Raw genomic sequence first — 12,492 nt, 5'->3', positions numbered from 1 at the left:
TCAGTCTCGCGCCACCCACAGCTCCCCACCGCGCACACCACGGCTTCTCCGTCCATCGACCTTCCCGCCCGCACCTCCGGCGCCCTCACCCGCACTCCCCGTGCCCCCTCCGCTCCCTTCGCCGTGGTCGCCTCCGGACCCGACGACGGCCAACGCCCCGTCCCGGTCCGTCCGCAGCACCGCCGCGCCCCCGGCCCGCAGCGCGGCGACCGTACTGGGCGCCGGGTGGCCGTAGGAGTTGCCGGCCCCGACCGAGATGAGCGCCAGCCGCGGGGCGACCCGGCGTATCAGCTCCGGGTCCTGGTAGGCCGACCCGTGGTGGGCGACCTTGAGGACGTCCACCCCGGTCAGCCGCGCCCCCGTCGGCGACCGCAACAGCTCCTGCTGGGCCGGGGGTTCCAGGTCCCCGAGCAGGAGGAAGCGCAGCCCGGCCGAGTGGACGAGCATGGTGACACTGGCGTCGTTCGGCCCGTCCGCCGCCACCGCCGCCGGCCCCGCGGGCGGCCACAGCACCTCCCACGTCAGCGACCCCGTACGCCGCTGCTCCCCGGCCACCGCGCGCGTCACCGGAATCCGCCGGGCCGCCGCCTCCCGCCGTACGAACTCGGCCTGGTCCACCGGCTCCCCGAACCCCGTCGTCTCGATCGCCCCCACCGAGCGGCCCCGCAGCACCCCGGGCAGGCCCGCCACATGGTCGGCGTGGAAGTGGGTCAGGACCACGAGCGGCACCTTGGTGATGCCGAGGCTGCGCAGGCAGTCGTCGACGAGCGCCGGATCGGGTCCGGCGTCCACGACGACTCCCGTGCCCTCGCCCGCCGCCAGCACCACGGCGTCGCCCTGGCCCACATCGCACATCGCCAGCCGCCAGCCCGGCGGCGGCCATCCCGTGACCACCCTGGTCAGCGGAGGCGGCTGCACGACCGCCAGCACGAACAGCACCGCGCAGAGCGCACACCACCAGGGGTGCCCGAGCAGACGTCGCCCCAGGAGCAGCACCAGTGCGGTGGCGAGGGCGAGCAGTCCTGCCCCCGGCCAACTGCCCGGCCAGTCCACTCCCCCGCCGGGCAGCGACGCCCCGGTGCGGGCGACCTCCGCGATCCACCCGGCGGGCCAACTCGCGCACCAGGCCAGCGCCTTGGCCACCGGCATCATGACGGGGGCCATCGCCAGCGCCGCGAACCCCAGGACCGTCGCCGGTGCGACCGCGAACTCCACGAGCAGATTGCACGGCACCGCCACCAGACTCACCCGCGCCGACAGCACCGCCACCACCGGCGCGCACAGGGCCTGTGCCGCGGCCGCCGCCGCCAACGCCTCAGCGAGCCTGGGCGGCACCCCGCGCCGCCGCAAGGCCAGGCTCCAGCGTGGCGCGAGCGTCAGCAGGGCCCCGGTGGCCAGGACGGAGAGCAGGAAGCCGTAACTGCGGGCCAGCCACGGGTCGTACAGCACCAGCAGCAGTACGGCCGTCGCCAGCGCCGGGATCAGCGATCTGCGCCGACCGGTCGCGAGGGCGAGCAACGCCACGGCCCCGCAGGCCGCGGCCCGCAGCACACTCGGGTCCGGCCGGCACACGATGACGAACGCCAGCGTGAGCCCACCGCCGAGCAACGCGGTCGTCCGCAGCGACACCCCCAGCCGGGGTGCCAGTCCCCGTCGCTCGACCAGCTGGGCGAGGCCGGGCGGTCCGATGAGCAGGGCGAGCAGGATCGTGAGGTTGCTGCCGGAGACGGCGAGCGTGTGCGCGAGGTCGGTCTCCTTGAAGGCTTCGTCCAGCTCCGGTGTGATCCGCGAGGTGTCCCCCACGACCAGCCCCGGCAACAGGGCCCGGGAATCCGCCGGCAGTCCGTCGGTGGCCTCCCGCAGCCCCGCCCGCAAGCGCCCCGCGAACCGCTGTGCCCCCGACGCCTCCGCCACGACCTCCGGCCCCGCCCGGTCCCGCACCCGCAACACGGCCGCGACCCGATCACCCCCGACCAGCGCCGGCACCACCCGCGCGACCACCCGCACCCGCGTGCTCGGCAACAGCCCGAGCCACGGCGACCGCGGCGGATCGCCCACGACCGACGGCGCCCCACGCCTCACCCCACCGGCAACGGAACTCCGGTCGCCTCCTCTCCTCCCTTCCGCGCCCACGTCGACGATCAGGAGCACAGGCGTCCGGGTCACCACGGCGCTCCGGTTCGCCGCCACCTCGCTCCCACCCTCCGCCGTCCCCGTCCAGCCCTCCGCCCTCGCCGTCCGGCCCTCCGCCGTCCCCGTCCAGCCCTCCGTCCTCGCCGGCGCTCTGCCGTCCACCGTCTCCAGGCGTCGCACGTCGGCCTTGATGATCACGGCGGTCGGTGCCGCGTGGTCCCCGGTGATCCGGGGCCGGGTGAGGCGGGGGTCGGCGGTCAGCTCGACCTCGGCGGTCACCGTGGCGTACTGCCGGGCCAGTTCCGGCACCGGCCCCCGCCGCAGATCCGCCCCGTGCAGCCCCGCGGAGACCGCGGCCGCCGCGATACAGAGGAGCACCGCGGCGACCGGCACCCTGGCGCTCGCGCCGAGGCCCCGCAACCGGCGCATCCGGCACCACCGGCGCCACCGGCCCGACAACAGCACGCAGGCGACGACGAGACACCCGGCCACCAGCCCCGTGACCCACCCCGCCGGGACCTCCAGGGCCACCGCTGCCGTCACCCACGCCGCCAGCGCCGCAGGGACCAGGCGCAGATCCGTGGGGCCTTCCTGCCGGGGATGAGCGTCCCCGAGCCGCTTCCCTGAGTCGGCGTGCACGGCGGAGCGTCCACGCCGCCCACCTCCGGCCACCCTCCGCACCTCGCCCTCGTCCCCTCGCGGGCCCCCCGAGCCGTACCTCATGGCCGTACGAGATTCCGCAGGTCGGCGAAGCGGCGGTCGCCGATGCCGTTGACCTCCCGCAGTTCGTCCACCGAGCGGAAGCCGCCGTGCCGGGTGCGGTAGTCGAGGATGTGCTGGGCCAGCACCGGGCCGACGCCGGGCAGGGTGTCGAGCTGGTCCACGGTGGCCGTGTTCAGGGAGACGGGAGCCGCCGCACCGGCCGGGCCGCCACCGCCCACAGGACCGGCGGGACCGCCGTTGACAGGACCGCCGGCCACGCCTGGCGCGGGTGCGGGAGCCGGGCCGCCGACGACGACCTGCTCACCGTCCACCAGGAACCGGGCCCGGTTGAGGGCGTCCGTGTCCGTACCCGGTCGCACCCCACCCGCCGCCTTCAGCGCGTCGGCGACCCTGGACCCGGCCGGCAGCCGATGGACCCCAGGTTCACGGACCTTGCCGCTGACGTCCACGACGATCTCGGCGCCCGCCGTCCCCGGGGTGTTGGAGCCCTCTCCCGAGACCGCCGGTTGAGTCTCCCCTCGCGGGCCGCCGTCCTGGCCGCCTGTCCCGCTCTCCTCGAACGGAGCCGCCGCACGCACCACTTCGGGCGCTTGAACCGACTGGGTCCGGCCGGTCCAGAAGTGCTGCACGGCGAACACCGCGGCCACGACCAGCAGTACGGAGAGGGCTACGACGTTCCGCCGCTCCAGACCGCACCGCGCCTGCAACCACACCGGCAGCCGCTCCCGCAGAGCCATCCCGGCCCGCTCCCGCCAGGCACCGTCCCCGGCCTCGACACCAGCACGGGCCTCACGCCGGGCATCGACACCGTGCCGGACCTCACGCCGGGTATCGACAGCACGCCAGGCCTCATCACCAGAATCGACACCACGCCAGTCCTCGTCCAGAAGTCCGGAATCTCGCCGACTCGTCTCCCTGGCACCGGCCTCCCGCGTGCTGGTGTCCCAGGCATCAGGACTCCTTACGTCACCGTCCCCGGAACCAGCCCCCTCGACCGCCGCCCCGCCCCCGACGAGATCGACGGCACCGCCACCCGCCCCCTCCTCGGCCAAGCCCCGCGCATCCGTCGGCGGCCCCTTCCCCGAGTCCCGTCGCGCCCCCACCCGTTCGGCGAACAACACCTCCGCCCGCCGCTGGAGTTCGTCCGCCGAGGAGGCATGCCGATGCCGGGCCCGGCCCCCGCCTCCGCCCCGGGTGGCGGGCGGGCGGCGATGCCGTGAGCGTCCGTCGGAGTGGGGGCCGCGGCCCGGTCCGCTGGTAGCCGTCGCTGTACGTGAACGTGATCGAAGTGCCATGCGCCGAGGATCGACCACACCCGCACTCTCGCGATGATCTTGGTCAATTCCCGTGGACTACCCACCGGTTGTGGAAAACTCCGCCACCCGCACGAGTGACGCACCCACTCCCCGAGCCCACGCGTCCACAGCCCGGCGTCCACAGCCCCCGACCCACAACCCGCGGCCCACAACGCCCCGTCACCGAGGAGAGACGACAACCCCCAGCAACCCAGGCCCCGTATGCGCCCCGATCACCGCCCCGACCTCGCTCACATGCAGGTCGGCCAGCCCCGTCACCCGGGCCCGCAGTCGGTCCGCGAGGGCCGTTGCCCGGTCGGGGGCGGAAAGATGGTGCACCGCGATGTCGACCGGGGCGCTGCCGGCCCGGTCGGCCGCGATCTCCTCCAGGCGGGCGATGGCCCTCGACGCCGTCCGCACCTTCTCCAGCGGCTCGATCCGGCCGCCGTCGAGCTTCAGCAGCGGCTTGACCGCGAGCGCGGAGCCGAGCAGGGCCTGCGCGGCCCCGATCCGGCCTCCGCGGCGCAGATAGTCGAGGGTGTCGACGTAGAAGTAGGCGGACGTGCCCGCGGCCCGTTTCTCCGCGGCGGTGACCGCCTCGTCCACCGTGCCGCCCGCCTCGGCGGCCTCGGCGGCGGCGAGAGCACAGAATCCGAGGGCCATCGCGATCATGCCGGTGTCGACCACCCGCACCGGAACCGGCGCCTCGCGCGCCGCCATGACCGCCGCGTCGTAGGTGCCGGAGAGTTCGGCGGACAGGTGCAGCGACACGATGCCCGTGGCGCCGGACTCGGCGACCTTGCGGTAGTGCTCCGCGAAGGCCTGGGGGCTGGGTCGCGAGGTGGTGACGGGGCGTCGCTTCTGCAGGGCCTGAGCCAGCGAACGGGCCGTGATCTCGGTTCCCTCCTCCAGCGCGTGGTCGCCGAGGACCACGGTCAGGGGGACCGCTGTGATGCCGTGCCGCTCCATCGTCCCCTGCGGCAGGTAGGCCGTTGAATCCGTGACGATCGCGACATGGCGGGACATGAGCTGGAGGTTACCTGCCGTAGCGTGCCTGCGGCAGCCCGGCCCTTGTCGCCCGGGGCTGCCGCGTCTGGTTCGGGTCGGACGTCGGGCCGTGCATCAAGTCGTGCTCTCCGGGCGGGGTTTCTTCTGCCAGGGGTAGGTCGGGCGCGTGCCCGGCGGAGTGATCGCGGGCCGCGTCGGTTCCTCGGCGGCGCGGGAGCGGGGCGTCTCGGGCCAGGTCTGCTGCTCGGTGCTGCCCTCGGCGGCGGGGGCCTCGGGCCACGGCGGCGGCGTCGCGGTGGGCTCGGCCTTGGTCCAGTGCCGCAGGGCTCCGGACTCGACGTCGATCTGCGCGCTCAGGGTGTCCAGGTCGTCCTCGGCGAACCGGCGGGCACGGTCACGGGCCGCCCAGCGCAGGGAGTCGGCCGACTGTGTGATGCGCTCGGTGCGCTCCCGCAGTCCGGGCAGGCGCTCGGCGAGCTTGGCCCGGTCGGGCTCGGACTCCAGGCGCTTGAGCTCGCCGTCCAGTTCGTGGCCGTGGGCGCTGAGCCGCTGGAAGAGCCCGAGCGACTCCTTGAGGGACTCGTCCTCGGCGACGCCCGCGTGCAAGGCGTCCTGGGTGGCCCGCATCGAGGTGCGCAGCTTCAGCCGCAGCTGGGCCAGTTCGCCCGCCGGGCCGAGCTGGGCGAAGGACTTGGCCCGCAGGGTGTGGTCCTCGACCGTGCGCCGGGCCTGCGTGATGGTGCGGTCCACGCCTCGCTTGGCGGCGCCGACCACCTTCACGGTCGCGTAAGCGCCGAGCGCCACGAAGAGCACGAAAAGCAGGGCCACGATCGCGATCACTGCTTCCACGTCTCTCCTCCTCCGACCGGCACGGCACCCGCCGCGCCGCTCTTCCAAGGTAAACGCAGCGGGCAGGCCCGGAGTTCCGGAAGAACCCCGAACCTGCCCGCACGAAACCCCTAGGGGCCCGGCCCGACCCCGAATCGGGCCGGACCGGACCGGCCTCACGCCAGCCCGACCCCCCCACCGGCCGGCCCTACGCCGGAACGATGTTCACCAGCTTCGGCGCCCGCACGATCACCTTGCGGATGTCCGCCCCCTCCAGCGCCGCCACGACCTTCTCATCGGCCAGCGCGACCTTCTCCAGCTCGTCCTCGGAGATGGCCGGCGAGACCTCCAGGCGCGCCTTGACCTTGCCCTTGATCTGGACCACGCAGGTCACCGTCTCGTCCACGACGTAGGCCGGGTCGGCGACCGGGAAGTCCTGGTGGACGACCGAGTCGGTGTGGCCCAGCCGGCGCCACAGCTCCTCGGCGATGTGCGGGGCCAGCGGCGTGATCAGCAGCACCAGCGCCTCGGCGACCTGGCGCGACACCGGGCCGCCCGCCTTGGTCAGGTGGTTGTTCAGCTCGGTGACCTTGGCGATGGCGGTGTTGAAGCGCAGCCCCTCCAGGTCGTGCCGCACCCCGTCGATCGCCTTGTGCAGGGCACGCAGCGTGGCCTCGTCGGGCTCGGCGTCGACGACGGTCACCTCGCCGGTGGCCTCGTCGACGACGTTGCGCCACAGCCGCTGCAGCAGCCGGTACTGGCCGACCACCGCGCGCGTGTCCCACGGCCGCGAGACGTCCAGCGGGCCCATGGCCATCTCGTACAGGCGCAGGGTGTCGGCGCCGTACTCCTCGCAGATCGCCTCGGGAGTGACGGCGTTCTTCAGGGACTTGCCCATCTTGCCCAGCTCGCGCTTGACGGGCTCACCCTGGAAGAAGAACTTCCCGTCCCGCTCCTCGATCTCGGCGGCCGGCACCGGGAAGCCCCGGCTGTCGCGGTAGACGAAGGCCTGGATCATGCCCTGGTTGAACAGCTTGTGGAACGGCTCGGGCGACGAGATGTGCCCCAGGTCGAACAGCACCTTGGACCAGAAGCGCGCGTACAGCAGGTGCAGCACGGCGTGCTCGGCGCCGCCGACGTACAGGTCGACACCGCCGTGCGGCTGACCCGCGCGCGGGCCCATCCAGTACCGCTCGATCTCCGGGTCGACCAGTACGGAGTCGTTGTGCGGGTCCAGGTAGCGCAGCTCGTACCAGCAGGAACCGGCCCAGTTGGGCATGGTGTTGGTCTCGCGGCGGTACTTGCGGGGACCGTCGCCCAGGTCCAGGGTGACGTTCACCCAGTCCTCGTTGCGGGACAGCGGGGTCTCCGGGGAGGTGTCCGCGTCGTCCGGGTCGAAGGTGCGCGGCGAGTAGTCCTCGACCTCGGGCAGCTCCAGCGGCAGCATCGACTCGGGCAGCGAGTGGGCGATGCCGTCCTCGTCGTAGACGATCGGGAAGGGCTCGCCCCAGTAGCGCTGGCGGCTGAACAGCCAGTCGCGCAGGCGGAAGTTGACGGTGCCCTCGCCGACGCCCTTGCGCTCCAGCCACTCGGTGATGCGCGGCTTGGCCTCGACGACGCCCAGGCCGTCCAGGGAGACGTCCTCGCCGGTGGAGTTGACGATCTTCGCGTCGTACGAGACGAAGGCGTCCTCCCACGTGGAGGGGTCGGTACCGCGGCCGTCGGTCGGCTCGACGACGCACCGGATCGGCAGCTCGAAGGCGCGCGCGAACTCGAAGTCGCGGGAGTCGTGGCCGGGGACGGCCATGATCGCGCCGGTGCCGTAGCCCATCAGGACGTAGTCCGCGATGAAGACCGGGACCTGCTCGCCGTTGACCGGGTTGGTGGCGTACGAGCCGATGAAGACGCCGGTCTTGTCCTTGGCCTCGGCCTGTCGCTCCACGTCGGACTTGGAGGCGGCCTGCGCGCGGTAGGCGGCGACGGCCTCGCCCGGGGTCGCGTGACCGCCGGTCCACACGTCGTGCGTGCCCTCGGGCCAGGCGGCCGGGGTGAACTTCTCGACCAGCGGATGCTCGGGCGCCAGCACCATGTAGGTGGCGCCGAACAGGGTGTCCGGGCGAGTGGTGAAGACGGTGATGTTCTCGCCGTCGATCGGGAAGTCGACGCGGGCGCCCTCGGAGCGGCCGATCCAGTTGCGCTGCTGCAGCTTGATGGCCTCGGGCCAGTCCAGCTCGTTCAGGTCGTCCAGCAGCCGGTCGGCGTACGCGGTGATCCGCATGTTCCACTGGCGCAGCTTGGCCTTGAAGACCGGGAAGTTGCCGCGCTCGGAGCGGCCGTCGGCGGTGACCTCCTCGTTGGCCAGCACGGTGCCCAGGCCCGGGCACCAGTTGACCGGCGCGTCGGAGGCGTAGGCCAGGCGGTACTCGCCCAGGACGTCCGCGCGGGCGGCGGCCGACAGCTCGCTCCAGGAGCCGCCGCCGGGGACCGCGCGCTCACCGGACTCGAACTGCGCGACCAGCTCGGCGATCGGGCGGGCCTTCTTCGCCTCGTCGTCGTACCAGGAGTTGAAGATCTGCAGGAAGATCCACTGGGTCCACTTGTAGTAGTCCGGGTCGATCGTGGCGAACGACCGGCGCTTGTCGTGGCCCAGGCCCAGCCGGCGCAGCTGGGACTTCATGTTGTTGATCGCGGCCTCGGTGGTGATCCGCGGGTGCTCGCCGGTCTGGACGGCGTGCTGCTCGGCGGGCAGACCGAAGGCGTCGAAGCCCAGGGTGTGCAGGACGTTGTGGCCCGTCATCCGCTGGAAGCGGGCGAAGACGTCGGTGGCGATGTAGCCCAGCGGGTGGCCGACGTGCAGGCCCGCGCCGGAGGGATACGGGAACATGTCCATGATGTACTTCTTGGGCCGGGCGACGACCTCCGGGTCGCCCGCCAGGTCGCCCTTGGGGTTGGGCGCCGCGTAGGTGCCGTCGGCGTCCCAGAAGTCCTGCCAGCGTGCCTCGATCTCGGCCGCGACGGCGGCCGTGTAGCGGTGCGGCGCGGCCGGCTCGGCGGCAGCGGGGTTCGTCTCGCTCATGGTCCTCAAAGCTCCATCGATCGTCTCTGCCAGCGGCTGTGTCGTCCGGAAACGAAAAATCCCCTCGCACAGGAGGGGACGCCGCGCCGATTCCGACCACGTCTTCACCGGTGGTCGGGACTGATCAGCGCGGCTCGCTAAGCAGAAGGCGTACGGCACGCATGGCGTTAGGGTACCGCAGCCGTTGAGCAAGCCGCGACGAGCTTACGTATGCCTCTTCGGCACCGGGTGCCGCACTCGCCGCCGCAGTCGAGCCGCACCGTATCCACCCGAGAGGAACTGGAGCAAGGCCAGAGGTTACTTCGCGTAACAGCCGCTAAGGGGCATCACAACAGCCCCGCGACCGTTTGATAACAACGCAATAACTCAAACGCCGTACCCATCGGTATGGCGCCACTTAGAGTGCGGCAGCGGGACCGCCTTCCCGAACCGCTCGGAGTTGCCCCCATGAACCCTCGTAGTAGCAACAGCACGCTCCCCAGGACGGGCCGGTCGGCCTATGGGGTGGCGACGGCCGTCTTCCTGCTGGCCATCCCTCTGGTCGTGGTGTACGGAGGTGTCTGGCTCCAGGACTTCCTCAACTTCGGAGCGGGCGTGGTGACGCTCGTGCTCCTGACCTGTTCCGTGATCTGGGGACTCGTCGCACAGGACCGGCTGATCCTCAACACCCGGCAGCGGATCGTCGCCCAGGGTGTGCACCGGATCACCGCCGTGGGCTCGATCGCGTTCCTTCTGCTGCACATCGGGATCAAACTCACCCTCGAACACACGACGTGGATCGCCGCGTTCATCCCGTTCGGGCTCGGCTTCAGCAGCAGCGGAGGGCTCATCGGCCTCGGCACCCTGGCCGGCCAGCTCATGATCTTCGTCGGCATCACCGGGGCGCTGCGCAACCGCTTCGCCTCCCCGGCCCCGGTCGCGGCCCGCTGGCGGGCCATGCACATGCTGGCCTACCCGGCCTGGTGCGCCGGCCTGGTCCACGGCCTGTACGCGGGCCGCGCGGTGAAGGCCCCGATCTTCACGTACCTGTACGCGCTCTGCGTGCTCGGCGTCATAGTGGCTCTCGCCCTGCGTGCGGCTCCGCGCCCCTTCAAGCGCAAGGTCACCGACCGGGTCGCCATGCTGCTCGGCACCGAGGAGCGGCCGGGCCGCGAGGAGCTGGAGGCCAGCCGGGCCAGGAGGGCCGCCGAGACGGCCGCACCGGCCCGCGAGAGCCGCCGGGGCGCCGACTCCGGCGCCAGGCGCTCGGAGTCCGCCCTGCCCGGCTACGAGGGCCTGTCGCAGACCGGCGCCAACCCCGTCTACCAGTCCCCCGCGGCGCCCGAGCCCGCGGGCAGCGGATTCGCCGCCGCCTATCGCGCCATGTCCCCGGGCGCGCAGCAGCCCTACGACACCGGCCAGACCGCGCGCATGGACCTGCCGATGGACATGCAGGCGGCCACCGAGCCCATCGCGCGCGTGGACGGCGTCGGCAGCACCTCCGGCAACTGGCCGATCCCGTCCCCGCCGCCGGTCGGCGAGGCACCCCCGTCGGCTTACGACCCGCTCCAGGACACGGGGTACAACATCCCCACCTATGGCAGCAATTCGGGCACGGCCAGTTATCTGACAGGTGATGTGCGCGACACCGGTGAGTCGAACACCATGTACGGCACGTACAACTCGAACGACACGTACAACAGCGGTCCCGCCACAGATCAGACGTCCGGCCAGTCGTACGACTTCGACTCGCCGGGCTCGGGGGAACCTTGGAACACGCCTTCCGGAGGCTATAGGTGAACGAGGCCCTGCCCGACGTCCCGGAAGTCCGCGTAGTCGGCCTTCCCCAGCTCACGTCGGGCTTCGACCTTGTCGAACGACTTGACCTGCCCATGCACCTGAAGGTGCATGGGCCGCTCGAACCCATGGGCGGCGAGCAGCTCGCGAAGCTCGCCGAGGCCATCAACCTGAAGGGGCGCGGCGGTGCTGGCTTCCCCTTCCACAAGAAGCTGCGCTCGGTCGCCGAAGCGGCGATCAAGCGCGGCATCCGGCCGGTCGTCGTCGTCAACGGCAGTGAGGACGAACCGGCCTGCCGCAAGGACACGGTCCTCATCAACCGTGCCCCGCACCTCATCCTGGACGGCGCCCTGCTGGCCGCCGAGGCCCTGGGTGCCCGCACGCTCGTGGTGGGGGTCACCCGGGAGTCCACCCAGCGCTCCATGGAGGCGGCCCTCGCCGAACGCGGCCTGAGCAACGGGCGCAGATCGGCGCTACGCGCACGCGTGCAGCGCAATCCCGTCCGTATGGTCACCGGAGCGGCGGCCTCGCTGATCCGTTCCATCGACGGCGGCCCGGCCATCCCGCCCGGCCGCAAGGTCAGCGCCTCGCAGAACGGCGTCGGCGGCGCACCGACCCTGCTGTCCAACGCCGAGACCTTCGCGCAGCTGGCCATCGCCGCCCGCATCGGCCCGGAGCGCTACGGCAACACCGGTCTCTACGACGAGCCGGGCACCGTCATGCTCACGGTCTCCGGTGCGGTCGCGCGCCCCATGGTGATCGAGGTCCCCACGGGCGTACCGCTGCGCTACGTCCTGCAGTTGGCCGGCGCCCCGCCGGTCCCGCAGGGCGTCCTGACGGGCGGTTACCACGGCAAGTGGATCGACGCGGCGACCGTCAACGAGGCGATCGTCTCCCGCAACTCCCTGGACGCCGTGGGCGGCGCGCTCGGCGCCGGCGCGATCCTGCCGATCACTCAGGAGACCTGCCCGCTGGGCGAGTCGCTGCGCGTGGCGCAGTGGCTGGCCGAGGAGAGCGCGGGCCAGTGCGGCCCCTGCTATCTCGGTCTGCCGGCCGCCGCGCGCGGGATGGAGGACATCCTCAACGGCGGCGGCCCCGCGGCTCTTGAGGCGCTCAAGCAGGTCGCCAAGAACGTGAAGCGGCGCGGCGCGTGCTCGCACCCGGACGGCTCCGCGATGTTCCTGGAGTCGACCATCAAGGCGTTCACCGACGACCTGGCCGCCCATGTCCTCGGCAATGGCTGCGGACGGCCCGTGGAGGGCGTTCTGCCGCTCTTCGAGGGCGGGAAGATGCCGACGGGCATCCCGGGTGGCGGCGAGGCCGAGGAGAGCGGCCCGAGCCGTCAGAAGATCTACGTGGACTGGACGCTGTGCCGGGGCCACGGCCTGTGCGCCGACATCCTCCCCGAGGTCTTCGAACTCGGCGCCGACGGCTTCCCGACCGTCGCCCAGGCCCAGGTGCCGCGCTACGCCGAGGCGAAGGCGCTGCGCGCGGTGCGTCGCTGCCCCGCGCTGGCGCTGCGCCTGGAGGAGGAGGCACCGCGCGACAAGGGCCCCACCCGCAACCTCCCGGTCCTCTCCCAGGGCCGCGGGAGGCGCGCGCTCGGCCGCTGAGCCGCACGGCAGTTGCACGGCTGAGGGGCCGCCCGGATCG

Annotated in this window: 7 protein-coding genes; 2 read left to right on the top strand and 5 right to left on the bottom strand. The window is 72.5% G+C overall.

The features are described from left to right. The 5 genes from ACFULQ_RS09730 to leuS form a co-directional block, all read right to left on the bottom strand. The gene (locus ACFULQ_RS09730; RefSeq protein WP_383540596.1) at positions 1-2,772 is read right to left on the bottom strand and encodes a ComEC/Rec2 family competence protein; all 2,772 of its coding nucleotides are present in this window, start codon (positions 2,770-2,772) and stop codon (positions 1-3) included. An 80-nt stretch (positions 2,773-2,852) separates the two neighbouring features. Continuing rightward, on the bottom strand, positions 2,853-4,151 hold the full coding sequence (locus ACFULQ_RS09725; protein ID WP_383540593.1) for a helix-hairpin-helix domain-containing protein: 1,299 nt from the start codon (positions 4,149-4,151) through the stop codon (positions 2,853-2,855). A gap of 180 nt (positions 4,152-4,331) precedes the next feature. Then, entirely contained in the window at positions 4,332-5,177 is an 846-nt protein-coding gene (locus ACFULQ_RS09720) for a DegV family protein (protein ID WP_383540589.1), read from the bottom strand. Positions 5,178-5,273: 96 nt separating this feature from the next. Continuing rightward, complete coding sequence (locus ACFULQ_RS09715) at positions 5,274-6,008, bottom strand: hypothetical protein (RefSeq protein WP_383540586.1); 735 nt, start codon at positions 6,006-6,008, stop codon at positions 5,274-5,276. Between the two features lie 187 nt (positions 6,009-6,195). Continuing rightward, positions 6,196-9,063, bottom strand: a complete 2,868-nt coding sequence (gene leuS / locus ACFULQ_RS09710; RefSeq protein WP_383540584.1) for a leucine--tRNA ligase — start codon at positions 9,061-9,063, stop codon at positions 6,196-6,198. Positions 9,064-9,510: 447 nt separating this feature from the next. Here leuS and ACFULQ_RS09705 point away from each other — a divergent pair, with 447 nt between their 5' ends. Further along, the gene (locus tag ACFULQ_RS09705) at positions 9,511-10,842 is read left to right on the top strand and encodes a cytochrome b/b6 domain-containing protein (protein ID WP_383540581.1); all 1,332 of its coding nucleotides are present in this window, start codon (positions 9,511-9,513) and stop codon (positions 10,840-10,842) included. Then, the gene (locus ACFULQ_RS09700) at positions 10,839-12,452 is read left to right on the top strand and encodes an NADH-ubiquinone oxidoreductase-F iron-sulfur binding region domain-containing protein (RefSeq protein ID WP_383540579.1); all 1,614 of its coding nucleotides are present in this window, start codon (positions 10,839-10,841) and stop codon (positions 12,450-12,452) included. The genes ACFULQ_RS09705 and ACFULQ_RS09700 overlap by 4 nt, the downstream gene beginning before the upstream one ends. Positions 12,453-12,492: the final 40 nt, after the last annotated feature.

This window comes from Streptomyces sp. NPDC057253, from assembly GCF_042669125.1.
In the GTDB taxonomy this organism is placed as follows: domain Bacteria; phylum Actinomycetota; class Actinomycetes; order Streptomycetales; family Streptomycetaceae; genus Streptomyces.
This window is presented reverse-complemented; position numbering and strand designations above follow the sequence as displayed.